Source organism: Streptomyces sp. GL_141 (assembly GCF_057834385.1).
In genome coordinates this window covers 1,695,810-1,720,384 of sequence record NZ_CM174402.1, presented here as the reverse complement: position 1 = coordinate 1,720,384, position 24,575 = coordinate 1,695,810, and the positions used below count along the sequence as shown (strand labels likewise).

Below are 24,575 nucleotides of genomic sequence, written 5' to 3'. Positions count from 1 at the left end.
CGCCCCGGGCAGTGAGGACGGCGGGAGTTCCTGACTCATCCGGTGCGGCTCGCTGCCGCGCGGATTCACAGTGGCGGGACCGCGCCGGATTCGCACCGGGCTTCCTCCCATGTCGCCGTCCTCGGCGATGGCGGGCCTGTTGGCCGCCTGGGACTCATCTTAGGGGGCTGGTGAGCGGGGGTCTCGGGCCGGGTCCGGGCGTTGGGCCGGTGCCGTGCCGGCGGTGCGGTCGGGTGCGGCGCCGCTGCCGGGGCTCTGCCCCGGGCCCCGCGCCTCAAACGCCGGCGGGGCTGGATTGGGCGGGCGTCGGGTGTCGAGCGCCGGCCGGGTGGGATTGGGCGGGCGTCGGGTGTCGAACGCCGGCCGGGTGGGATTGGGCGGGGGTCGGGTGGGATCGGGTGCGGTTCGGGGTGGCTGGTTCGGGGTGGTGATCGACACAGGGGGTGGGCGCAGAATCGTGGGTATGCTCGCCGCCATGCCCACGCCCCCCTCCGCCACAGCGCGGGACGAACCCGTCATACGGGATCGCGGCGACGCCTGCCCCGGCGCGCTGCGCCTGCACGCCGCCGATGACGGGTACCTGGCGCGGGTCCGGATCCCCGGGGGTCTGCTGACCGCCCGGCAGGCCTCGGCGCTGGCCTTGGCCGCCGACCGGTTCGGGGACGGGCACCTGGAACTCACCTCGCGCGGGAACGTGCAGCTGCGCGGGCTCGCCGAAGGCTGCGGCGCGGGGCTGGCGGAGCTGCTGGACGCGGCCGGACTGCTGCCCGCCCCCGGCCACGAGCGGGTACGGAACGTCGTGGCGACCCCGCTGTCCGGGATCCTGGGCTCCGAGCGGCCCCATGTGACGCCCTGGGTCGGGGAGTTGGACCGGCTGCTGTGCGCGAGCACCCGCGCGACGGGCCTGTCCGGACGGTTCCTGTTCGCCATCGACGACGGGCGCGGGGACGTCGCCGCACTCGACCCCGATGTCACCCTGCTCGGCGCACCGCGGGGCCGGGCGCTGGTCCGGCTCGGCGCGGCCCGGGACGCCGTGGAGGTGGACCCCGCCGACGCACCCCGGGCGGCGCTGCTCGCGGCCGAGTACTTCCTCGACTCCGCGGACGCCGCCGGCACCCGCGCCTGGCGGGTGTCCGAACTGCCCGCCGTACACGCCCTGGAGGCCGTCGAGTTCGCGGCACGGCTCGGGGCGGCCGGCATCGCGGCGGACCTCGTTCCCGAGGTGGCCTGGCCGTACGCCCCGCCGCCCAAGCCGTGGGGCCCCGGTACCGGTGACCGTACGCCGCTGTGCGTCCTGCCCCCGCTCGGCCGGCTCACCGCGGAGCAGTGGCGGGTACTGGTCCGGGTCGCGGGCGGCGGAGGGGGAGCCACGGACGCCGACGGCGGCAGCGGCACCGGCGGCGGAAGCGCCGGTGACGGCGAGCTGCGGATCACCCCCTGGCGGAGCATCGTCCTGCCCCGCGCGAGCACCCGGCGGCCCGTCGACGGCTACGCGCAGCTCGTGGCCGCCGGCCTGTCCGTCGCGCCCGACGGCCCCTGGGAGTCCGTCACCGCCTGTACCGGGCAGCCGGGTTGCGCCAAGGCGCTGTCCGACGTGCGCGCCGACGCGCGGGCCGTCGTGGCCGCGGCCGGTGCGGCCGGTGCGGCCGGTGCGGCGCCGACCGGGCCCGGCGGCGCACCCGTGCACTGGTCCGGGTGCGAGCGCCGGTGCGGGCATCCGCGCGGCGCCGCCTGGATCGACCTCGTCGCCACCCCCGGCGGGTACCGCCTCGACGGTCGCCCGGTGCCGTCCCACGAACTTGCCCAGGCCGTCGCCGACGCGCGCAGCCAACCCCGAGTGTCCGAAGACGCAGTGAAGAAATGAGCGAGTACACCGTGTTCGAGTACGAGAAGGACGGCGCCGAGATCTACCGCCAGTCCTTTGCCACGATCCGCGCCGAGGCGGACCTTTCCGGGCTGCCCGCCTCGGTCGCCCAGGTCGCGGTGCGCATGATTCACGCCTGCGGGATGACCGACCTGACCCGGGACCTGGGCTACTCGCCCGAGGTCGTCCTGCGGGCGCGTGCCGCCCTGGAGGCCGGCGCGCCGATCCTGTGCGACGTGCAGATGGTCGCCAGCGGGGTCACCCGCAAGCGGCTGCCCGCCGACAACCAGGTGATCTGCACCCTGTCCGACCCGGCCGTGCCGGAGCTCGCCGCGAAGATGGGCACGACGCGCAGCGCCGCCGCCCTCGAAGTCTGGCGGGACCGGGGCCTGTTGGAAGGTTCGGTGATCGCGGTCGGGAACGCGCCGACCGCGCTCTTCCGGCTGCTGGAGATGATCGAGGAGGGAGCCCCGCGCCCCGCCGCGGTCATCGGGGTCCCCGTCGGCTTCATCGGCGCCGCCGAGTCCAAGGACGCCCTCGCCGAACACCCCTCGGCACTCGACCACTTGATCGTCCGTGGTCGGCGCGGTGGCAGCGCCATGGCCGCGGCCGCCGTCAACGCCATCGCGAGCGTGGCCGAATGAGCGCCGGACGGCTTTACGGAGTGGGGCTCGGCCCCGGCGACCCCTCGCTGATGACGCTGCGCGCCGTCGAGGTGATCGCGCAGGCCGACGTGGTCGCGTACCACTCCGCCCGCCACGGCCGCTCGATCGCCCGCTCCATCGCCGCGAAGCACCTGCGCGACGACCACATCGAGGAGCCGCTGGTCTACCCGGTCACCACCGAGACCACCGACCACCCCGGCGGCTACCAGGGCGCGATGGAGGAGTTCTACGAGGCCTCCGCCGCCCGGCTCGCCGTCCACCTGGACGCCGGCCGGACCGTCGCCGTGCTCGCGGAGGGCGACCCGCTCTTCTACAGCTCGTACATGCACATGCACAAGCGGCTCTCCGACCGGTACGAGACCGAGGTGATCCCCGGGGTGACCTCGGTGAGCGCCGCCGCCGCCCGGCTCGGGACCCCGCTCGTCGAGGGCGAGGAGGTGCTGACGATCCTGCCCGGCACCCTCTCCGAGGAGGAGCTCACGGCCCGCCTCGCCGCCACCGACTCGGCGGTCGTGATGAAGCTCGGCCGCACCTTCCCCGCCATCCGGCGGGCCATGGAGAACAGCGGCCGGCTCGCCGAGGCGCGCTACGTGGAGCGCGCGACGATGGCGGGGGAGCGGACGGGCCTCCTCGCGGACACCGACCCCGAATCCGTGCCCTACTTCGCCGTCGCCGTGCTGCCCAGCCGGATCGGGAACCCGGGCAGCGTGCCGTCCGGTCCCGGCGAGGTCGCCGTGGTCGGCACCGGCCCGGCCGGACCGCTGTGGCTGACCGCCGAGACCCGGCGGGTGCTGGCCGACGCCGAGGTGCTGGTCGGGTACACGACGTACCTGGACCGGGTCCCGGTCAAGCCGGGCCAGATCCGGCACGGCTCGGACAACAAGGTCGAGTCGGAGCGCGCCGAGTTCGCCCTCGACCTCGCCCGGCGCGGCAAGCGGGTGGCCGTGGTCTCCGGCGGCGACCCCGGGGTCTTCGCCATGGCCACCGCCGTCCTGGAGGTCGCGGGGCAGCCCGGGTACGAGGACGTGCCCGTACGGGTCCTGCCCGGGGTCACGGCCGCCAACGCGGCGGCCGCCGCGGCCGGAGCCCCGCTCGGCCACGACTACGCCACCATCTCCCTCTCCGACCGGCTCAAGCCCTGGGAGGTCATCGCGGAGCGGCTGCGCGCGGCCGCCGCGGCGGATCTCGTACTGGCCCTGTACAACCCGGGCTCGCGCAGCCGGACCTGGCAGGTGGCGCAGGCCCGCGAACTGCTCCTGGAGCTGCGCGCACCGCAGACCCCGGTGGTCGTCGCGCGCGACGTGGGCGGACCGGAGCAGTCGGTACGGATCGTCACGCTGGCCGAACTGGAGCCGTCCGAGGTGGACATGCGGACGATCCTGCTGATCGGCTCCTCGCAGACCCGGGTGACCGAGCGGCCCGACGGGTCGCGTGTGACCTGGACCCCGCGCCGGTACGGCTGATCCAGTACGAGCCCCACTGGGGCCCGACGGCCCCGCCGGGCAGGTGCTCGGCGGGGCCGGTTCCAAGGGGCTCCGGCCGTTAGCCGGGGGTGACCGCGAAGCGTACGGAGCGGACCAGGAGGTCGTCGCGCGCCGGGTTGCCGTGCGCGCGGAGCTTCCACTCGGGGCCCTGGCAGTTGGCTCCCGTGTAGACGACCACGGCGGAGTCCGTGTCGTTGTGCGGCCCGTAGCCGGGCTGCACCTCGTCGTCGCCGACGGCGTAGAGGTTGACGCACTTGCCGCTGTGCGGGTCGTGCAGGGTCACGTGCTGCTCCTGCGCGTAAGCGTCGACGTACTTGTAGTGGAAGTAGCCTTCGGCGGCGGAGGCCGAACCGGGCAGCGACAGGATCAGGGCGAAGGCCGCCATGGCGGCTGCGGCGGTGGTGCGGAGCTTCATGAGGGAGTGGATCCCTTTCCGTGGGGGCGGGTCGGGCGGTGCGGGCACGACCCTAGGAGGGCTCCGAACGGCGAATCGATCCTCCGCGATCCGTCGGCGTGGCGGGCCCCATCCCCTCAGGCTCGGCCGGACAGCCAGGTCCGCACCTCGTCCACGGAGCCGGTCTGCGGGACGCCCTCCGGCACCGGCGGGCGGCGGACGACGAGCACCGGGACACCGGCCTCGCGGGCGGCAGTGAGCTTGGGGGCGGTGGCCGAGCCGCCGCTGTCCTTGGTGACCAGGAGGTCGATGCGGTGGCGGGCCAGCAGCCCCCGCTCGTCGGCGAGGGTGAACGGGCCGCGGGCGAGCAGGACTTCGAGGCGCGGCGGCGCGGGCGCGGCCGGCGGATCCACCGAACGCACCAGGAACCAGGGCTCCGTGAGGTGCGCGAAGCTGTGCAGGCCCATCCGGCCGGTGGTCAGGAAGACCCGGGTGCCGAGGCCCGGCAGCAGGGCGGCCGCCTCGGTGAGGGAGTCCGCGAAGTGCCAGTCGTCCCCGGGGCCCGGGGACCAGCCGGGGCGGCGCAGCGCGAGCAGCGGCACGCCCGAAAGGGCGGCCGCCCCGGCCGCGTTGAAGCTCATCCGCTCCGCGAAGGGGTGCGTGGCGTCGACCAGGTGCGTGACCCCGTGGGCGGCGATCCAGGCCGCCAGCCCGTCCGGACCGCCGAAGCCGCCGATCCGGGTCTCGCCGGGCGGGAGCACCGGATCGGCGACCCGGCCGGCCAGTGAGGTGGTGACCCGCAGGGCGGCGGGGGCGGCGGAGGCGTCGAGGGTGCCGGGGGCGTCTGAGGCGCCGGTCAGCGACTCCGCCAGGCGCCGGGCCTCGGTGGTTCCGCCGAGGATCAGGACGTGCGGAAGCGGGCCGCGGCCACCCGGATCAACACGCATGCCGGTCGCGCTCGGCGGAGTACAGGTGACTGTCGCGGAACTGCTCGGCGCCCAGGGTGCGGCCCACCAGGATGACGGCCGTGCGGACCAGCCCGGCCTCCTTCACCTGGGCGGCGATGTCGGCCAGCGTTCCGCGCAGGATCAGTTCGTCGGGCCGGCTGGCCATCGCGACGACCGCCGCCGGGCACTCGGGCCCGTAGTGCGGCAGGAGTTCGTCGACGACCCGGTCGACGTAGCGGGTGGCCAGGTGCAGCACCAGCAGGGCCCCGCTGCGGCCCAGCGTGGCGAGGTCCTCGCCGGGCGGCATCGGCGTGGCCTGCTGGGAGATCCGGGTCAGGATCACGGTCTGGCCGACGGTGGGGACGGTCAGCTCCCGCTTCAGCGCGGCGGCCGCGGCGGCGAAGGCGGGGACGCCGGGGACGACCTCGTACGGGATGCCGGCCGCGTCGAGCCGCCGCATCTGCTCCGCGACGGCGCTGAAGACGGACGGGTCGCCGGAGTGGAGCCGGGCCACGTCCTGGCCCGCCGCGTGCGCGCGTACGCACTCGGCGATGATCTCGTCCAGGTTCAGCTGCGCGGTGTCGATGAGACGGGCGTCCGGCGGGCACTCGGCGAGCAGCTCGCGCGGGACCAGGCTGCCCGCGTACAGGCAGACGGGGGCGGCGGCCAGCGTCCGGGCGCCGCGCACCGTGATCAGGTCGGCGGCCCCGGGGCCCGCACCGATGAAGTACACGGTCATGTCGTCTGATCCACCATTTCGGGGTCGGGCAGGTCGGGCAGGTCGGTCTGGTCGGGCGCGGGGTGCGGGTGGGACGGGTGCGGCTTGGTGACCGTCCACTGGGTGACGGGCATCGCCTGGCGCCAGCCCGTGAAACCGCCGACCGGTACGGCGTGCGCGACGGCCAGCTTGACCAGTTCGCCGCCGTGGCGGCGGTAGCGGTCGGCGAGGACCGCCTCCGACTCCAGGGTGACGGTGTTGACCACGAGCCGGCCGCCGGGGGCCAGCGCCTCCCAGGCCGCGTCGAGCAGGCCCGGCGCGGTCAGGCCGCCGCCGATGAACACGGCGTCGGGGGAGGGCAGCCCGGCGAGCGCGCAGGGCGCGGAGCCGGTGACCACGCGCAGGCCGGGTACGCCGAGCGCGGCCGCGTTACGGGTGATCCGCGCGGCCCGCTCCGTCACCCGCTCCACGGTCACCGCCCGGCAGGAGGGGTGCGTGCGCATCCACTCGATGCCGATGGAGCCGGAGCCGCCGCCGATGTCCCACAGGAGTTCGCCGGGGGCGGGGGCGAGGGCGCACAGGGTGGCGGCGCGGACGTGGCGCTTGGTGAGCTGGCCGTCGTGCTCGTAGGCGGTGTCGGGCAGGCCGGGGGTCGAGCCGAGCCGCGGGGCCTCGGCGCGGGGGTCGCGGCGGCAGTCGACGGCGACGACGTTGAGAGGGTCGCCGGGCGGGTGTTCCCAGCTCTGGGCGAGGCCCTCGTACGTGTCCTCGCGCTCCGAGCCGAGCTGTTCCAGGACGCGCATCCGGCTGGGGCCGAAGCCCCGCTCTCGAAGCAGAGCGGCGATCTCGTTCGGGGTCACTGCTCCGGCGCTCAGCACCAGCACCCGGCGGCCCTCGTACAGCGCGGCCGCGAGCCGGGCCACCGGACGGCCGACCACCGTGACCACCTCGGTGTCCTCCACCGGCCAGCCGAGGCGGGCGCAGGCGTAGGACACGGAGGAGGGGTGCGGCAGGACGTGCAGGGCGTCCGGTCCGAGCTCCTCGGACAGGGCGCGGCCGATCCCGTAGAACATCGGGTCGCCGCTGGCCAGCACCGCGATGCGGCGGCCCGCGTGCTCGGCCATCAGCTTCGGCACGGCCGGGCGCAGCGGGCTGGGCCACGCCACGCGGGCGCCGCCGCATTCCCCGGGCGGGAGCAGGTCCAGCTGCCGGGGCCCGCCGATCAGCACCTCGGCCCCGGCCAGCGCGGCCCGGGCGGGGGCGGTGAGCCCGTCCCAGCCGTCGGCGCCGAGGCCGACGACCGACACGGGTGTGGGGGGCGGTGCGGAGCTCACTGGGTGGACCTCGGGGTACGGGAAGCGGGTGGACCCGCAGCCTACTGGGCCCCCGCTGCGCCTCCGGCGGGCGGGCCCCGGGGTCGGGGCGGGGCGGCTCGGGTGCGTCAGCCGCCCAAGGCGGGGAGGGCCAGGCGGTAGGTCCCGTAGAGGAAGGGGGCAGCGGAGGCGCTGATGGTCAAGAAGGCGCCCAGCCGGCTTCTCATGCCGTCCGGCCCCACGCAGACGACCGCGGTCTCCGGCTTCCGCGGGTGGTAGGCGACCCGGATGGGCCCGCCCCTGTTGTTGCCGCGGACGTACCGGGTCACACCGCCGGTGTCCACGTACGCGTTGGTGGTGTCGCCGTTCCGGTAGACCTGCCGCCCCTCCACGGTGATGCCGTGGCGAGGCAAGTACCACAGGCTCCACAGATCCGGAATGACGGGGGCGGCGTAGAAGGCGAGCCCGACGCCGACTTCCCCGAGCAGCAGGGTCGCGATCGCGCGGCCCGCGTCCTCGCCGGCGAACCCCACGGCTGCGGCGAGCAGCGCGACCGCGACCGCGGTGGCGAACCCAGCCCGCCTGAGCCCGGCCGGCCCCCGTTCTTCTTCCTCTTCGTCGGCGTTCCCGAAGCCGCGCGTGACGACGAGTGCGGCGCCGTCGAGCGCCTCTTCACCCGAGGCGCGCTCGGGCAGCGTGGCGTTCACCGCGTCCGCGAAGACGGTGGCGGCGACCGCGCTGACGCCCTCGACCCGGTACGCGGTCGGCTCGGTTCCCGCCGGCGCCGTCAACTCGACGGCCACGTCACGCCGTTCGGCCCGGACCAGAGCGATCGCGGCGAGGGGGATGCGCACCTCGTCGTCCGGGCGGCGCAGCAGGAGCTGCTCGCCCGCGCAACGGAGTTCGGTGCCCTTGTCGCCGCGGAGGACGGGTAGGGGCGAAGTGATCGACATGCGCGTGATCGTAAGGCGCCAAGACCCTGATGGTGAAGGGGGTTTGTGGGGGTTTCAGTGCGGCCTCCCGGTGTCGTAGGTTGTGGGCATGGTGACTGTCGTGCTCGTCTGCTTCGCGCTCGCCTCCCTGCCGGGCTGCATATTCGGGCTGATGGGCATGAAAGGGGAGGGGGGTGCGGCGAAGGAGATGAAGGAACTGGCCGAGTCCGGCATCGAGACGCAGGCCCGCCTGGTGGAGCTGGTGCCGTTCGGCAAGCTCGGCTTCGCGCACGTCGCGTACGAGTTCAGGACCCCGGACGGCCGGTCCGCCGTACACAGGGCGGGCGCGAACTTCGGACCCGCGCACGTGGTCGGCGACTCCTACCCCCTGGTCCACCACCCGCAGAAGACGAAGATCGTGGTCATGGGGACGATGTCGAACGTCCGCAAGGAGCGCAGGTATCGCGAGGGCGGCGTGAGGCAAGCGAAGCTGTTCGCCCTCGGATCCCTCCTGGCGGGCGTGCTGGCGGTCACGGGCCTCGTGCTCGGCCACTGACGGCTCCTGGCGTTACCCGGCGGCCCCCGGCGGTACCTGACGGCCTGACGGCCTGACGGCACCTGGCGGCTCTTGGCGGACCCGGCCCGGGTGGACGGGAGGCCGGGAGTAGGGTGCGGGGGCCGGTGGGCCGTGGGGCCGCCGGGAGGGGAGGCGTGGCCATGGCGGGCTGGAAGGCGAGCCGGATTCCGGATCAGAGCGGACGGGCGGCCGTAGTCACCGGGGGCAACAGCGGGATCGGCTACGCCGCCGCCAGGGAACTCGCCCGCCGCGGCGCGGCGGTGGTGCTCGCCTGCCGGAGCGCGGCGCGGGGCCGGGCCGCCGAACTCGCGTTGCGGGGCGAAGTGCCCGGCGCCGACGTGGAGTTCATGGCACTGGACCTGGCCGATCTGGCCTCCGTACGGGAGTTCGCGGCCGCGTACGGGCGGCGGCGGGACGGCGCCCTTGATCTGCTCGTCAACAACGCCGGTGTGATGGCGCTGCCGTACGGCCGGACCGCCGACGGGTTCGAGACGCAGTTCGGGGTCAACCACCTCGGGCACTTCGCCCTCACCGGCCTGCTGCTGCCCCGGCTCCGCGACGCCCCGCCCGGCGCCCGGATCGTCAATGTCTCCAGCGGCTTCCACGCCCTCGGAGACGTGGACCACGAGGACCTCAACGGTGAGCGGAGCTACCGGCGTTGGATCGCCTACGGCCGTTCCAAGACCGCGAACCTGCTCTTCACCCACGAGCTCGCCCGGCGCCTCGCGAGCGCCGGATCCGGGATCGTCGCGGCCGCCGCCCACCCCGGCTACTCCGCCACGAACCTGCACGTCGCCGCGGCCCCGCAGGCGGGCACCACGCTGACCTCGCGGCTCGCGGTCGCCGCCAACGGCCTCGGCGTCGTCATCGGCAACGGGGTCATCGCCCAGCCCGCGGCCTCCGGCGCGCTGCCCACCCTGTACGCGGCCACCGCCCCCGGGGTCCGGCCGGACGAGTTCATCGGGCCGCGGTTCAGCATCCGGGGCGCACCGCACCGCTCCTGGCGGGCGAAATGGACCCTGGACGACAAGTCCGGCGAACGTCTCTGGGGTGCCTCCGAAAAGCTCACCGGAGTCTCGTACGCGTCTCTTTCGCGCTGAATCCCCGGGGGCTAACTTGCTACTCGCCAGTCACTTCAGGCTGTCGAGTGGAAGCATCCCCCTGGGAGAGCCATGCGCAGATCCGCCCTGCCCGTGCCCCTGTTGTTCCCGATGCTCGTCGCCCTGGCCGCGGCCCTCGCCGCGGCGCTCGTCGCCACCCTGCTCACCGCCCCGACGGCACGGGCCGCGGACTCCGCGGAGGACGCCGCCCGTGCGCAGCGGCGTACGCCGGTCGTGCTCGTCCACGGTTTCGGGGACACCGCGGCCTCCCTCGACGGGCTGGAGGACCATCTGCACGACCAGGGGTGGCTCTCCAGCGACCTCGCCGAATTCGGCTACGACTGGGCCGCCACCAACGACTCCAACGCCGCCCGTTTCGGTGCTTTCCTCACCGAGCGGTTCGGCAGCCGGCCCGTCGATGTGGTCGCTCACAGCATGGGCTCGCTGCTGACCCGCAAGTACCTGAAGGACGGCGGGAGTTCCCGGGTCCGCGCCTGGATCTCGCTCGGCGGGCCCAACCACGGGGCGGGGGACGCCGCACCCTGCGGACCCTTCGCGACCTTCTGCGACATCCACGCGGCCTCGCTCGCGGACATGACCCCGGGCAGCCCCTTCCTGAACTCCCTCAACGCGGGCGACGAAACCCCGGGCGCCACCCGCTACACCACCATCAGCTCCACCTGCGACCAGCAGATCCCGCCCGGCGACAGCCGCGCCCCGCGCTCCACCGAGCTGGCGGGGGCCGTGAACCACGTCCTGCCGGTGGGAGACAGCGGCTGCCCCTCGCACTACGGGCTGCTCGGCAACGACTGGGTGCGCCGGCAGATCGTCGCCGAGTTCTCCAAGGACCCGGTGAGCGAAGTGGAGCTGAAGACGGGGCCGTTCCGGATCACCGTCGACTCGGCCCGTTTCACCTCCGGTGGCGAGAGCGGGCCCGAGCTCTACGACGGCCTCACCCTGACCACCGACGGGACGGCCCGCTCCCTCTGGCGCCGCGACCGGTCCGGCGCCACCGCCTTCCCCGACCACGACCCCTGGTTCGGACTCGACGACTCCTCCCGGAGCCAGGTCTTCAGCGGCCGGGCGACCGTCACCGCCTACCTCACCGACGCCGACTACAGCGCCGGGAACAACGACGACGTGATGGCCGCCGGCCGCGTCCACTGGGACCCGGCGCTCGGCTTCGGCCGGTTCACCGCCGAGATGGCCGGTGTGGACGGCGGCGTAGCCTCCGTCACCTACACCGTCACCCCGGTGCAGGGCGTTCCCGCCTGCCGGGTCCGGGTGGACCAGGCGGAGTTGACCTACTTCGACGACGGCACGACCCGCCCCGCGCTCTACGGGGACATCGCGGTCCGGACCGGCGACGGTGCGCGCACCGCCGTGTGGTCGCGCTCCGGCTCCGCCCCGTCGACCTTCCCCAACCAGGGCAACCGCAGCAACCCGGACCCGTACTTCTACCAGCGCGTCGGCTCGGGGGCCACGTACGGCCCCGGCCCGTTCGAGATCGGCGTCTTCCTCTGGGACTACGACGCCTCCTCGGCCGATGACCTGGTCGCCCGGGGCACGGTGGCCTGGGATCCGTACACCGACCGGCCGGGCACCCGTACGAGCGAGTTCCGCGGGGACGACGGAGGGCTCGTGAAGGTCACCTGGACCGCCCTCTGCCCCTGACCCGGCGGGGGCGCGCCCCGGTATGAGCCCGTCCGCCCCCGTCGAGCCTCCGGGCGCCCCGTCCGGGCCCTGACCAGGGCGCCCCGTCGGCAGTCACACTCGGCGGCATGGACGACGACGCGACGGACAACCACCTACGTACCACCGGCCCGCAGGCCGGACCGCACGCCGAGGGCCGAGCCGGGGAGCACGCCGAGAACCACGCCGGGGATCATGCCGAGAACCACGCCGGGGATCATGCCGAGGGCCGCGCCGGGGACCATGCCGTGGTCCTCGGCGCGGGCATGGCCGGACTGCTGGCCGCGCGGGTGCTCGCGATGCGGTTCTCCCGGGTCACCGTGCTCGAACGGGACGAACTACCGCACGGCGAGCCGGTGTTCAGGCCCGGAATACCCCAGTCCCGGCACACGCACGTCCTGTGGGCGCGGGGCGTGGAGCTGATCGAGCGGATGCTGCCGGGCACCACCGGCAAGCTGCTGGCCGCGGGGGCGGTCCTCGTCGAATCGCCGCGCGATTTCCTCTGGCTGAGCCCGGCCGACTGGTTCGGGCCGGTGCCGGGGGCCAGGGTCCTGCTCGCGAGCCGGGAACTGCTCGACCGGACGGTGCGCGCGGAGGTCCTGCGCAACCCCCGCGTGCGGATCCGGGGCGGTGCGACGGCCGCCGGACTCGTGGCCGGGCCGGACGGCCGCACGGTGACCGGTGTGCGGCTGCGCGACGGTGAGCGGCTGGCCGCACGCCTCGTCGTCGATGCGACCGGCCGCACCTCGAAGGCCCCCGCCTGGCTCACGGAGATCGGCCACGCGGCGCCGGCGGTCACCCGCTACGACTCCCATCTCGGCTACTCCAGCCGCTACTTCGAGATGCCGGAGGATCCGTCCCGGAGCTGGCAGGGCGTGTACGTGCAGGGCCGGCCGGACCTTCCGCGCGGCGGCGTGCTGATGCCGCTGGACGGGAACCGCTGGCTGGTGACCCTCGTCGGCAACGGCGAACACGCCCCGCCCGTGCGGGAGGAGGAGTTCCTGCCGTTCGCGCGGAGCCTGCGCAGTCCGGCCCTGTACGACGCCATCCGGGACGCGGTCCCGCTGTCCGCGCCGACCGCCTTCCGCAATACGGCGAACGAATGGCGGCATTACGAACGCCTGGAGCGCTGGCCGGCCGGCTTTCTGGTCCTCGGCGACGCCATCTGCCGCTTCAACCCGGTGTACGGGCACGGGATGACGGTCGCCGCGCTCGCCGCGGAGGCCCTGGCCAAGGAGATCCGCACCCTGGACCCGGAGCGGATCGCCGCGGCCTCCCGCCGCATCCAGCGCCGGACCAGCACGGTGGCCGCGGTGCCCTGGCAGATCGCCACCAGCGAGGACATGCGCTACGCGGTCACGGAAGGCCCCCCGCCGGACCGGGCCACGCGGATCCTGCAGCGCTACATGGCCCGGGTGATGGCGGGAGCCAACTCCGACCCGGTGATCGCCGCCCGCTTCTTCGGGGTGCTGTCGCTGACCCGCCCGCCGGGCACCCTCCTGGACCCCGTCACGATGGTCCGCGTCCTGTCCAAGCCGCGGCTCCCGGACACCCCGGAAACCACCGCCTACCCGCCGCACCACGGCCCGCCCGCGGAACGGGAGGCACGCAGCAGCGCTTAGGGGGTGGGGCGGGGGAGGGCCGGCGGGGCCACGCCGATCCGGCGGGGCACCCGTTCTGTCTGGTGCGCCACTGAGCGGCGGTGTCCGCCGGCCCTCCCCCCGTTCACCTTCGGCGGGTCACTTCGACGGGCTGAGCTGCACCGTCGTCAGGGCCCCGCCCGCGGCCTCCTTCACCACCGTGAGCCGGGTCCCGGTGTCCGGCACCTTGACTCCGAGCTGCGGCAGCCCCGCGTTCCAGTACGTGCCGTGGCGGTCGTCGAAGACCGGTACGCCGCTCCGGGCCGGGATCACGGTCGGGACGCCCGCCTTGTGCAGGACGATCCGGTCGCTCCTCCCGAGCGAGAAGGGCGCGTCGAAGGTCTGCGCCCGTGCGTTGAGCAGCGTGCCGTCCGCGTGGGTCAGCGGATCCGGACGGGAGTCGACGGGCAGCAGCATGCCGCCGCCGGGGTGCGCCTTGGTGGTGTTGTCGCTGTACGCCGTGTCCCAGAGCCAGATCAGCACGCCCTGCTGGTACGGGTAGAACTCCACCTTGTCGCCCGTGAAGCCGAAGTTGTACGGCCCGGTCCGCAGCTGGCGGCCGTAGCCGGTGTAGCGGCGGTTCTCCACGAAGTACGCCCGCGGGTGCTGCTCGCTGCCCGTACGGCCCTCCGTACGGGACCACTTGACCGCCGTCCAGCCGTTGGCGCCCTGCTCCGCCCCGTCGCGCAGCAGCACCCGGCCGTCGTCGCCCGCCGTGACGCGGATGTCGTCGAAGGTGACGCCCTTGCCGTGGGTGTTGCTGTCGGAGGTGACGCGCAGTCTCAACTGGACGGAAGTGCCCGCGAATTGGGTCAGCGGGACCGAGAGCTGCGTCCAGCCGGCCGAGGTGCCGGAGACACCCTTCGTCCCGATCGGCGCGCCGTCCACCGTGCCCGGCAGTGCCGTCCAGGCGGCTCCGCCGTCCGTGGAGGCCTCCACCGTCAGGTAGTCGAAGTCCTGCTCGATGTCGTACCAGACGCGGGCGTCCAGCCGGGCCGGTGTCCCGGCCGCGAGCCCCGTGAGGTCGACGGTGCGCGACAGGGTGTTGTCCATGAAGTCACCCGTACCGCTCCACCACTGGCTGGCGCCCTCGTACGGGTCGACCAGCTCGGTCGTGGTCGCGGACGGCGGCAGGTGCACCAGCATGGCCTGCGGGTCCTCGGTGTTGTAGCCGGACACCCCGAGCGTCGCCCGCGTCGTGCGGCCCGCGTCGGCCTCCGTGTACCGGAGCCAGCCCAGCTGCAGCTTGCTCCACGGGTCGAGGTCGCCCGGGAACTCGCCGGTGGAGTTGCGGCCCCTGCCCAGGTAGGACGCCGAGGACATCAGGGACCAGAAGTTGACGCTGTTGTCCCCGTCCGAGCTGTACAGGTCCGGCAGGCCCAGATCGTGGCCGAACTCGTGCGCGAAGAGGCCCGCGCCGCTGTTCTCCCCGCCGGTCAGGTAGTCCCCGGCCCAGATGCCGGTGTCGCCGACCGGGGTGCCGCCCGCCTTGTTGCCCTCCGGGCCCGCGCTGCCGGCCTGGTTCCAGTAGGCGAACCAGCGGTGTGCCCACACGGCGTCCTTGCCCTGCGTGCCGCCGCCCCAGGTGCCGTCCTTGCCCGCGTGGACGACGACGAGGTGGTCGAGGTAGCCGTCCGGCTCGTCGAAGTTGCCGTCGTGGTCGGCGTCGTAGCGGTCCCACACGTCGTACTCGGCGAGCTGCGCCTTGATCTGCTCGGGCGTACGGCCCTTCGCGCGCTCGGAGGCGTACCAGGACTCCGTGGCGTCCCGGATCATGTCCCAGTTGGTCCGGCACTGGCCGGACTCGGAGCAGTTGTCGGTGCCGTAACGTGCTTCGTTCCAGGGGAGTTTGACCCAGTCGGTCACCATGCCGTCCATGTCGTACCGGCCGGATGACTGGAGCCGGTAGTAGGCGCGCAGGGAAGCCGACTGCGGGTCGGTGGAGAAGAACTGCTTCTCGTAGAAGGACCGGTCGAAGTCCTTGCGCCACAGGGTGTGGTTGTCGTCCGCGGCCGGCTTGCCGATCGTGTTGTGGGCCGGGCCCGGGGTGCCGCCGAAGCGCGGCTTGCCCTCGAACTCCGTGGTGTTGTCGACCTGGTCGCCGAACTCGGCGAGGATCACGAAGACCTTGTCCTTGCGCTCCTGGGCCAGTTCGACGTACCGCTTGCCGATCTTGGCCTGGCGCGGCAGCCTGCCGTCGGCCCCGGCCCGCAGGCCGCCGGGGCGGCCCGCGGCCACCTCTTCGAGGGCCTGGCGGCGCAGGGCCTGGCGCTGGAGCTCCAGGGGTGCGGGCGGCGGGGCGGCCTGATCGGGCTGCTGCTGCCCGGCGGGCGCCGGCGCCGGGGTCGGGGGTGCGGTGGCGGCGAGCGCGGGGGCGGCGAGGAGGGCGAGTGATATCGCCGCACCCACCGCAGCGAGTCTGCGCAACGTAGCTGACCTTTCGAGAGGTTCCGGTCGGCCGGGTTGGCCGGAGCGGGAGTAATATTTCACATGTGACAGGTGATTGATAGGTGTGGGACAGGGGAACGGCGGGTGCCTGCCCGAGCCCGCCCGGGCGGGCGCCCCGCCCCCTCCGAACTCGACGTTCCGAGGGCCCCGTTCGCCGTGCGGCGCTATCGTGCCGAGCGGGGACGACGGTGCGAGGGGGCGGAACCGCGATGCGATTTCTGTTTGTGCACGGCACGGGCGTGCGGCGCGAGCGGCACGACCTGCTCTTCGCCCTGGTCCGGGACCGGCTGACCGCCCGGTTCCCCGGAGCGAGCGTCGACTCCTGCTTCTGGGGGGAGCGGTACGGGGCCACCCTCAGCGCAGACGGGCGTTCGGTGCCCGGACTGAGCGCCCCCGGTACGGTCCCCGGCCCGGACGAGGAGGAGATCGCCGAGTGGGGGCTGCTGCTCGCCGACCCGCTCTGTGAACTGCGGGTCCTGGCGGAAGCCGGCTGGGACACCGGAGCCGGCGGCCGGTCCGATGGCGATCCCGGCGATCCCGACGATCCTGGCGGGGACTATTTCGCCATGCCCGGCGTGCAGTCCGCAGGCGACCGCGTGCTGGAGCTGCTCGCCGGGGTCCGTGGGGTCGCCGACGGCGGAGAACAGGCCGCGCTGCTGCTCGGCACCGGACTCGCCGCCGGATTCCCCGCCGCCCTGGAGAGCGTCTCCCGCTCCGCCGAGGCCGCCCGCGCGGGGGACCGGGCAGCCGGTGAAACACAGGCCCGGGAGCTGGCCAAGGCCCTGGCCCGCGCGGTCACCGCCGCCGCCCTCGCCTCGGCCGGAGCCGAGGCCGACTGCACCGGAACCGAACGCGACCGCCTCGTCGAGCTGATCACCGCCCGCCTCGGCGGCGACGCCCGAGTGCCCGGCGCCCGCGCCGCCGCCGTCCTCGGCCGGCTCGCGATGCGCGTCACCACCCAGCCGCTGCTCAACGCCTGGCGCGGCTCCCTCACCGTCGGGGCCACCCCCGCCCTCGGCGACATCCTGCGCTACCAGGCCCGCGGCGCCGACCTCCGCGCCTTCCTGCTCGACCGGATCACCGCCGAGCCCGGGCCGACCGTGCTCATCGGCCACAGCCTCGGCGGCATCGCCCTGGTGGACCTCCTCGCCCTCGCGGCCGCCCGCGGCGAACCGGTGCCCGGGGTCGAACTGCTCGTCACCGTCGGCTCGCAGGCCCCCTTCCTCTACGAACTCGGCGCCCTGGCCGGGATCGTTCCGGGCACCAAGCTCCCGTACGCCTTCCCGCGCTGGCTCAACGTCTACGACCGCCAGGACGTGCTCTCGTACCTCGCCGAGCCCGTCTTCCCGGGCGACCCGCGCGTCAGCGACCAGGAGATCGGCAGCCGCCAGCCCTTCCCGGCCTGCCACAGCGCCTACTGGAAACAGGACTCCCTCTACGCACACATCGAACGGGCGGTGGCCGAAGCGGAGATCGGGTGAACCCCCTGGACGCCCTGCCCTCCGAGCTGGGGCCGCGCACCTTCGCGCTCGTCGCCGGGGTCGAGAAGTACGAGATCAGCCGCCACTGGAACCTGCGCGGCCCGGCCCGCGACGCCCTGCGCTTCGCCCGCTGGCTCACCGGACCCGGCGGGGTACCGCCGGGCCACGTACGGCTGTTGCTGTCCCCGCTCGACGATCCGGACTCCCTCGACTGGTCGGCGTCCGCCGGTCTGGAAGCCCTGCGCGGCACGCACCGCCCGGCGACCGAGGCCAACACGAAAGCGGTGCTCTTCAACGAACTCCCGGCGTGCGACGGTGATTTGCTCGTGATCTTCTGGGCCGGGCACGGCTACACCGAACCGCACCGCGGCGACCTGATGCTGCCCTCCGCGGACGCCCGGACCGGCCAGATCCTCCACCTCAACCTCGACTCCGCGCTGCGCTGGTGGCGCACCAGCCTCGTCAAGCGCGAGGTCTTCCGCCACCAGGCCGTCCTGGTGGACGCCTGCCGGGTCGACGCACCCCGCGAGGCCCGCTGGAACTTCGGGGCCAACGATTACGGCGGCGGCGCCACCGTCCCGGGGCGGCGCCAGTTCCGGCTGTACGCCTCCCGCGAGGGCGAGGCCGCGAAGAACGACGCCGAACGCGGCGCCGGCCGCTTCACCGAGGAGCTCCTCGCCGAACTCGGCGAACGCCCGGTGCGCGAGGCCGTCTCCGGGCTCGCAGACACCGCCCGCTCCATCCACCGGACCTTCCTGGGCCTGCGCGAACGCGGCGAGGGCTGGCAGCTCCCGCAGTTCGTCGTGGACCGCAACTGGGACGCCTCCTCCTTCCTCGACGACGACGTCCCCGGGCTGGCGCCGCCGCGCGCGGGCCGCCTCGACCAGAGCGCCTGGGACGGGCTCGGCGAGCTCTTCGGGGACCGCGACCTGCCGCGCTGCGCCTACGAGGCGTACCTCTGGGCGTTCAAGGCCGCCGGCTGCGCTGCCCCCGCCCGGGGCGGGCTGCCCGGCGACAGCCTGCTGGAGGTGGCCCAGGACCTCGACGAACGGCACGGCGGGCCGGGCGGGATGCCGCTCGCGGTGCCCTTCGTACGGTTCCTCGCCGAGCAGGGCGCGGCGGGCGACGAGCGGTGGGCGGCCCGGGTGCGCGACTGGGTGCGCGCCACCCGCGAACGCCTCGGCCTGCCCGCGCTGCCGCCCCCGCCCCCGCCCGCGCGCAAGACGGCGCTGCACGTACGGCTGGAGACCCCGCCGGGCGGAGAGGACGGCTTCCGCGCCCGGATGTGGCTGCGCCGGGAGGCGACCGAGCACATCTGGGAATCGGAGGGGGAGCCGGTCCGGCTGGACGCGGTACGGGACGCACTCGTGCGGCACCTCGGGGCGGTGGCGAAGGCGTGGGGCGCCGACGCGGAGGCCGGGCGGCTGTCCGGTGCGGTGGAGCGGATCGAGTTCCACGTGCCGTACGAGCTCCTCGACCTCGACTTCGACCAGTGGCAGGTCCCGCGCGGGCCGGGCGGGCGGACCCGGCCCCTGGGGGTGGTCTACCAGGTGGTGGTGCGCTGCCCCCAGGAACGCGAGGACACCGGCGCCGAATGGCGCGGCAAATGGCGCTGGCTGTGGGCCCAGGGCGGCCGGCACCCGGACGCGGTCCGGGTGGTGGCCGACGCCGACGCGGACGACGGACTCGGCATGGAACTGGGTGCGGGGGCGGCGCCCGCGTGCGTACTGGCCCACACCCGGGCCGGGGCGCGGACCTCGGCGGTGGTGGAGGCGGTGCTCGAGGGCGGTGTCCCGGTGGCCCTCTGGCACCGCGGCCCCGCTCCGGCGGGGGAGGACCGGGTGGGTGCGGACCGGGCCCGGCCCGCGCCGGCCGGCTCCGGGCGGGCCGGAGAGCCGGGGGCGGCGCAGACGGATCCGGGCGGCTTCGCGTACGCCGGGGCGGGCGGTGCCGGTGCGGAGGGGGCAGCGGGAGGTCTGCTCGACCTGCTGGCGCCGCCCGGCGAGGACGGGCGGCCGCCCGACCCCGGCGCGCTCGACGTGCTCGCGCTGCCCGCCCGCGTGCGCGCGGTGCGCCGGGCGGCGGCCGTCGCGGGCACGGGCGCCCCCGGCGGCGATCGCCGACTGCCGCCGGGGGGAGACCGGTTGGTCCTCTTGTGGGACGATCCCGACGACACCCTCATCCTCCGGTCCCTGGCTTGAACCCGATGCCGATGCCGACGCCGAAGGCGACTCCGATCCCGTACCCGACGCCGGGGTGGATCCCGGACCCGACCCGGGAGCGGACTCCGTATCCGACGCCGGGGTGGATCTCGGACCTGACCCGGGAGCGGACTCCGTATCCGACCCGGGGTCGGACCCCGTACCCGGCCCCGGGAGCGGATCCCGTACCCGACCAGGGAGCGGATTCCGGACCCGACGCCGGGGTGGATCCGGGAGCCGACCCGGGGCCGGACCCCGACTCCGCACCGACCCCGATGACCGTTCGCGGCGACGGCCCGCGACACCGACGATGGAGGCAGAGGCTGTGGTGAAGGACTGGTGGCTGTACCAAGGGACCGGCGAGGCCGCCGAGCGCCGGGCCAGGCTGGAGGCCGGACCGCCACCGCCCTGGCGGGATTTCAAAGGCGTCCCCGATCCGGGGTACGCGCCCCCCGGCTGCGAGGGCCCGGCCTGGGAGCGCACCTGGCGGCGCGGCGAGGGCTACGTGCCCGACGAGCTGGAGAAGGACGTGGTCAACACGGCCCTGCACCTGCGCCGGCCGCTCCTGATCACCGGCAAACCGGGAGTCGGCAAGTCCACGCTCGCCTCCAGCATCGCCGCCGACCTGGGCCTGGGCCCCGTACTGCACTGGCCGGTCACCAGCCGGACCGTCCTGCGCGACGGCCTCTACCTGTACGACGCCATCGGCCGGCTCCAGGAGGCGGGGCTGGAGCAGTTGCGCACACCCGGCGCCGAGCCGCCCGCGGCCCGCGCCCAGGCGGCCTCCGCATCCGCCTCCGCATCCGCCCCCGCCCCCGGATCCGCCGCCGCGTCCCCCGAGGGCGGTCCGTCCATCGCCCGCTACCTGCGCCTCGGCCCCCTCGGCACGGCCCTGCTGCCCCAGGACCGGCCCCGCGTCCTGCTCGTGGACGAGATCGACAAGAGCGACATCGACCTCCCCGGGGACCTCCTCACCGTCTTCGAGGACGGCGGCTTCGTGATCCCCGAGCTCGCCCGCCTCGTCAAGGAGGCCCCGACCGTCGCCATCGGCACCGACGACGACACGGAGGAGGCCGTCCGGATCTCCCAAGGCCGCGTCCAGTGCCGGTACTTCCCCATCGTCGTCCTCACCAGCAACGGCGAACGCGATTTCCCGCCCGCCTTCCTGCGCCGCTGCGTCCGTCTCCACCTGGACCCGCCGGACCCCGACAAGCTCGCCCGCATCGTGCGCGGCCGGCTCGGCGTCGACATCGAGAACAGCGAGGAGTACCGCGATCTGGTCCAGAGCTTCCTGGAACGCGCCGAGGACGGCGACCTCGCCACCGACCAGCTCCTCAACGCCATCCAGCTGCGCCTGGCCGGCGCCTGGTCCGCCCCCGGCGACCGCGAGCGCTTCCTCGACACCGTCATGCACCACCTCACCGGGCCCTCCGCGTGATCGAGAAGCTCCTCGCGGCCCTGGCCGAAGGCGCCGCCGAGGACAACGGCCCGCGCCCCGGGCTCGGGGCGGAGGAGATCGCCGACATCCTGTGGCTCGCGACACGGGTGGACGCGGCCGCCCTCCGCCTGGAGCCTCCCGTGACACCCCCGGCGGCCGGACCCGAACCCGCCGCCGACGGAACGGAGTCACCCCCCAAGGCGCGCGGCGGCGCCGTCGAACCGGGGGTCCAGTACTTCCCCGCCCCCGCCCGCGCGCCCGCCCCCGCACCCGGCGGTACCGCGGACGCCTCCGCCGGCCGGACCGCGGGCGGCGCCCCAGGCGGCGCGCCCGCGCCGCCGGCGCGCCGGGGCACGGCGGTGCGGCTGCCGCGCGCCGCCACCCTCGACGACCCGCTCGCCCTGATGCGCGCCCTGCGCCCGATCGGCCGCCGCGGCATCGGCGGCCCGGGGGAGGAGCTGGACGAACAGCTCACCGTCGAGCGCAGCATCGAGCAGATGGTGCTCACCCCGGTCCTGCGCCCCGCCGAGAGCCGCTGGCTGGACGTGGCCCTGCTCGTCGACTCCCACCACTCGATGCTGCTCTGGTCCGACCTGGTGGAGGAGGTGCGCGGACTCCTCACCCGCAGCGGGGTCTTCCGCGACGTACGGACCTGGCGGCTCACGGGCACCGGCCCCGGCGGCGTGCCCATGGTCGCGCACCACCGCGACAGCCCGCCCCGCAACCCCCGGGAACTGGTCGACCCGGCGGGACGGCGGCTGATCCTGGTGCTCTCCGACACGGTGGCCGGCGGCTGGCGCGAAGCCCCGCTGCGCGGTGTGCTCCGGCAGTGGTCGGCGCACAACGCCGTGGCCGTACTGAACGTCCTGCCCGAGCGGCTCTGGACGCGCGGGGCGGTCCGGCCGGTCCCCTTCGCCGTGCGCGCGGACCGGCCCGCGGCGGCCACCCGTTCCTGGCAGCGGGTCCCGATGACCCGGCGGGCCCGCGGCGGCGGCGCGGTGATCCCGGTCGTCGGCATCGCCTCCGGGAGCCTGGCCCGGCTGGTGCGGGTGGTGTCCGGCGACGGCCGCTGGCGGCGCCTCGCGTGCCTGCGCCTCGACGCGGAACCCGCGCGCGAAGCTCCGTACGGGAGGGCACCCGGGGCCCCGAAGTTCTTCCCGGACCCCCTGGAGGCGGTGGAACGCTTCCGCGCGAGCGCCTCCCCGACCGCCCAGCGCCTCGCCGACCACCTGGCCGCCGTACCGCTCACGCTGCCCGTGATGACCCTCGTACGCCGCTCCCTGCTGCGGGAGTCCGAGCACGGTCACCTCGCGGAGGTGGCGCTGGGCGGGCTGCTCGCCCCGTGGGACGGCGAACAGTCCGCCGACAGCGTCCAGTTCGAGTTCCTGCCCGGCGTACGGGAAGCCCTGCTCGGGTCACAGCTGCGCGGTGACGTGGCCGCGGTACGGGAGCTGGTGCGGCGGCGCGTGTGGGAGTACATGTCCCACAAGCGCGGCACCGGCCGGGACTTCACAGCCATCCGCCGGGGGCCCCGGGGCGAGGGTCGGCGCGAACTGGCGCCGGGGGCCATGCCGTTCGCCCTCGCGGATGGACCGGTGTCGGGGCTGGCCGACCGGGTGGTGCGGATCCGCTTCGAGCCGCAGCGGGAGCCGCTGGCGGTGGGCGTGCTGCTGTCGCCCCGGCTGGTGCTGACGGTCGGCGAGGCGCAGGCCGGCGGGCCGTACACCTCCGCGTGGGTGCGTGCGGCAGACGGGCAGGACGTCCTCTGCCAACGCGCCTGGGGAGACGGGGCGGCGCCCCAAGTGCTCCTGCTCGCCGCCGAGGAGGACCTCGTGGACCCGGGGGACTGGAGGGAGCCGGTCTGGGCGGAGGGCTTCGCGGCCCCCGGGGACCACCTGGTCGTGGACGGCTCCACCGACCAGGGCGAGGCGGTGGCGCTGACCGGCCAGGTCCTCCCGTACGAGGGGGAGCGCAACGGGGAGCTCGTCCGGCTCTCCGCCGAGCCTGAGGCCTGGACCCACTACGTGGGCTCCCCGGTCTCCCGTGACGGCCTGCTGGCGGGCATCGTCCACACCGTGCTGCCGGACCGGATGGTGTTCCTGACGGGGCAGGCGCTGAGGGAGCAGCCCGGCTTCCGCGAGGCCGTGGCGGCGCACGGGGTTCCCGAAGACGAACGCTCGGGAGTCTGTCTGGCGGTACGCGTCCTTCTGCACCGGGGGCCGTACCACCGGTCGGTGGAGGAGGTGGTGACCGACATCCTCCTGTGGTCGCAGGGGGAGCCCGACGAGGGCGGACGGGTGTACTCCGACGGAGACGGGGTGCTGTTCGTGCCCATCGAGGATCCGGGCGCCCTCGGCAGGGCCGGCGCGCTGCTGGCCGCGCTCCCCCGGGAACTGGAGCGGCTGCGCGCGGGCTCCGGAGAATGGGAAATGTCTCTGCTGGTGGGCGTGGCCAGAGGGCTGTTCACGCCCGATCTGCGGGGCCCGGCGGCGCACGAGGCCCACGCTCTGGTCCGCCGCATGGAAAACCGCCGTCTGCCGGTGGTCCGTGCCGACGAACCGGGAACGCTCGTCATCGCGAAGGGCGAATCGCTGCTCGCCGTCGGCGGGCTGGAATCCCTCACGACCGAGCCGCTGCCGCCCATGGAGTTGCCTCCGCGCGGGTGGGTCTGGACCGGCGCCCCCGCCGAGGTGGGGCGGGCGCTGATCGATGCCGAGCTGAGGATCGACGACCCGGGCGTCGGCTGGCCGCGCTGCGGGTACGGAGCCACGCAAGTGGATCCGGGCGGATGCATCGGTGTCCGGCTGCCGGACCGCCTGCGCTGTCTCGCCCACGTGTCGGCGGTGGAACGGGACGAGTACCTCCACGCACTGGGACCGGGCGCGCCGGTGGACCTGCGGGGGACCACCGTCGACGAACAGCTGCTTGACCACCTGATGCTCGCGCTGCGCGAGCCCGGGCTGCGCCAGGTGAGGATGGGGCGTGCGCGCTTCGACCGGGCGCGCTTCACCGGCGACTGGGATACGCCCGGGGGCGAGTTCGAGGGCAGGGTCTCGTTCGACCGGGCCGTCTTCGAGGGCCGGGCGGGCTTCGATGCGGCCCACTTCAAGCAGGGTGCGTCCTTCGGCCGGACCGACTTCCGGCGCGGCGCGACCTTCGACGCGGCCGTGTTCGACCGCGAAGCACGCTTCGCCAGAGCGGACTTCGGTGGCAACGCCGGATTCGCGGAGGCCGTGTTCGCCCGGGACCTTGACATGACCGGCGCCGAGGTGTGGGACAGGGCGCAGATGGGCCGGATGCGGGTGCGCGGTGCCGCTGGCCTCGGGCACACGGTCTTCCACGGCCACAGCGACTGGGGGCGGACCACCTTCGTGGGGCCCGCCACCTTCACGTCCAGTGTATGGGGCTCGGGTGCGGTCTTCGACGAGGTCCGCTTCGAGGGCCGGGCCTCCTTCGACCATGCCACCTTCTCCGGACGGACGTTCTTCAAGGGCACGTTCTTCGCGGACCGGGTGACCTTCGACGAGGTCGATTTCGCGGACCACGGGGAGTTCGTGAACGCGGCCTTCACCGACCCGGCGGGGCTACCCGAGGCGTGGCGGTCCCTCCTGGCCCCGTCGGGCGCCGCGACGTTCACCCTGGGCGGCGCCGACGGAGGGGCAGAGCTGGCTGAGCCCTGAG

General features: G+C 74.6%; 17 protein-coding genes and 1 riboswitch. Of the genes, 11 read left to right on the top strand and 6 right to left on the bottom strand.

Annotated features, from left to right (window positions below):
* Nucleotides 1-24: 24 nt before the first annotated feature.
* Nucleotides 25-128: riboswitch (cobalamin riboswitch) on the bottom strand.
* 347 nt (nucleotides 129-475) lie between these two features.
* Genes AC3IX6_RS07325 through AC3IX6_RS07315 form a run of 3 tightly spaced genes read left to right on the top strand, consistent with a single transcriptional unit; the run spans nucleotide 476 to nucleotide 3,992 of the window.
* Nucleotides 476-1,864, top strand: coding sequence for a cobalamin biosynthesis protein CobG (locus tag AC3IX6_RS07325; protein WP_489369428.1), 1,389 nt, complete (start codon nucleotides 476-478; stop codon nucleotides 1,862-1,864).
* Complete coding sequence (locus AC3IX6_RS07320; protein ID WP_243338785.1) at nucleotides 1,861-2,508, top strand: precorrin-8X methylmutase; 648 nt, start codon at nucleotides 1,861-1,863, stop codon at nucleotides 2,506-2,508. The genes AC3IX6_RS07325 and AC3IX6_RS07320 overlap by 4 nt, the downstream gene beginning before the upstream one ends.
* Nucleotides 2,505-3,992: a precorrin-2 C(20)-methyltransferase gene (locus AC3IX6_RS07315; RefSeq protein WP_489369427.1), complete on the top strand. Its 1,488-nt coding sequence runs from the start codon at nucleotides 2,505-2,507 to the stop codon at nucleotides 3,990-3,992. Before AC3IX6_RS07320 ends, AC3IX6_RS07315 begins: the two co-directional genes overlap by 4 nt.
* 79 nt (nucleotides 3,993-4,071) lie before the next feature.
* On the opposite strand, the gene AC3IX6_RS07310 is transcribed toward AC3IX6_RS07315, so the two are convergent.
* From AC3IX6_RS07310 to AC3IX6_RS07290, 5 genes are all read right to left on the bottom strand, one after another.
* Nucleotides 4,072-4,428, bottom strand: coding sequence for a hypothetical protein (locus tag AC3IX6_RS07310; RefSeq protein WP_489369426.1), 357 nt, complete (start codon nucleotides 4,426-4,428; stop codon nucleotides 4,072-4,074).
* Nucleotides 4,429-4,544: 116 nt separating this feature from the next.
* Nucleotides 4,545-5,354 carry a cobalt-precorrin-6A reductase gene (locus tag AC3IX6_RS07305; RefSeq protein WP_489369425.1) on the bottom strand — a complete coding sequence of 270 codons (810 nt, stop codon included), beginning with the start codon at nucleotides 5,352-5,354 and terminating at the stop codon, nucleotides 4,545-4,547.
* Nucleotides 5,344-6,093, bottom strand: coding sequence for a precorrin-4 C(11)-methyltransferase (gene cobM / locus AC3IX6_RS07300; protein WP_489369424.1), 750 nt, complete (start codon nucleotides 6,091-6,093; stop codon nucleotides 5,344-5,346). Before cobM ends, AC3IX6_RS07305 begins: the two co-directional genes overlap by 11 nt.
* A complete protein-coding gene (gene cbiE / locus AC3IX6_RS07295; protein ID WP_489369423.1) occupies nucleotides 6,090-7,406 on the bottom strand; it encodes a precorrin-6y C5,15-methyltransferase (decarboxylating) subunit CbiE in 1,317 nt (438 codons plus the stop codon). The genes cobM and cbiE overlap by 4 nt, the downstream gene beginning before the upstream one ends.
* Before the next feature lie 107 nt (nucleotides 7,407-7,513).
* A complete protein-coding gene (locus AC3IX6_RS07290; protein ID WP_489369422.1) occupies nucleotides 7,514-8,338 on the bottom strand; it encodes a hypothetical protein in 825 nt (274 codons plus the stop codon).
* 88 nt (nucleotides 8,339-8,426) lie between these two features.
* Between AC3IX6_RS07290 and AC3IX6_RS07285 the strand changes: the two genes are divergently transcribed.
* From AC3IX6_RS07285 to AC3IX6_RS07270, 4 genes are all read left to right on the top strand, one after another.
* Nucleotides 8,427-8,873, top strand: coding sequence for a hypothetical protein (locus tag AC3IX6_RS07285; protein WP_489369421.1), 447 nt, complete (start codon nucleotides 8,427-8,429; stop codon nucleotides 8,871-8,873).
* A gap of 161 nt (nucleotides 8,874-9,034) precedes the next feature.
* Complete coding sequence (locus tag AC3IX6_RS07280; protein ID WP_489369420.1) at nucleotides 9,035-9,994, top strand: oxidoreductase; 960 nt, start codon at nucleotides 9,035-9,037, stop codon at nucleotides 9,992-9,994.
* A 72-nt stretch (nucleotides 9,995-10,066) separates the two neighbouring features.
* Nucleotides 10,067-11,668, top strand: a complete 1,602-nt coding sequence (locus AC3IX6_RS07275; protein ID WP_489369419.1) for an esterase/lipase family protein — start codon at nucleotides 10,067-10,069, stop codon at nucleotides 11,666-11,668.
* A gap of 107 nt (nucleotides 11,669-11,775) precedes the next feature.
* Nucleotides 11,776-13,308 carry an FAD-dependent oxidoreductase gene (locus tag AC3IX6_RS07270; protein ID WP_489369418.1) on the top strand — a complete coding sequence of 511 codons (1,533 nt, stop codon included), beginning with the start codon at nucleotides 11,776-11,778 and terminating at the stop codon, nucleotides 13,306-13,308.
* A 117-nt stretch (nucleotides 13,309-13,425) separates the two neighbouring features.
* Here the strand turns inward: AC3IX6_RS07270 and AC3IX6_RS07265 are convergent, their stop codons facing one another.
* Nucleotides 13,426-15,753: an immune inhibitor A domain-containing protein gene (locus AC3IX6_RS07265; RefSeq protein ID WP_489369417.1), complete on the bottom strand. Its 2,328-nt coding sequence runs from the start codon at nucleotides 15,751-15,753 to the stop codon at nucleotides 13,426-13,428.
* A gap of 230 nt (nucleotides 15,754-15,983) precedes the next feature.
* Here AC3IX6_RS07265 and AC3IX6_RS07260 point away from each other — a divergent pair, with 230 nt between their 5' ends.
* The 4 genes from AC3IX6_RS07260 to AC3IX6_RS07245 all read left to right on the top strand — a co-directional run bounded on the left by AC3IX6_RS07260 (nucleotide 15,984) and on the right by AC3IX6_RS07245 (nucleotide 24,574).
* The gene (locus tag AC3IX6_RS07260; protein WP_489369416.1) at nucleotides 15,984-17,255 is read left to right on the top strand and encodes a hypothetical protein; all 1,272 of its coding nucleotides are present in this window, start codon (nucleotides 15,984-15,986) and stop codon (nucleotides 17,253-17,255) included.
* Nucleotides 17,252-19,456: a VMAP-C domain-containing protein gene (locus AC3IX6_RS07255; RefSeq protein ID WP_489369415.1), complete on the top strand. Its 2,205-nt coding sequence runs from the start codon at nucleotides 17,252-17,254 to the stop codon at nucleotides 19,454-19,456. The genes AC3IX6_RS07260 and AC3IX6_RS07255 overlap by 4 nt, the downstream gene beginning before the upstream one ends.
* 328 nt (nucleotides 19,457-19,784) lie before the next feature.
* Complete coding sequence (locus AC3IX6_RS07250) at nucleotides 19,785-20,894, top strand: AAA family ATPase (protein WP_489371361.1); 1,110 nt, start codon at nucleotides 19,785-19,787, stop codon at nucleotides 20,892-20,894.
* Entirely contained in the window at nucleotides 20,891-24,574 is a 3,684-nt protein-coding gene (locus AC3IX6_RS07245) for an SAV_2336 N-terminal domain-related protein (RefSeq protein ID WP_489369414.1), read from the top strand. Before AC3IX6_RS07250 ends, AC3IX6_RS07245 begins: the two co-directional genes overlap by 4 nt.
* Nucleotide 24,575 lies beyond the last annotated feature (1 nt).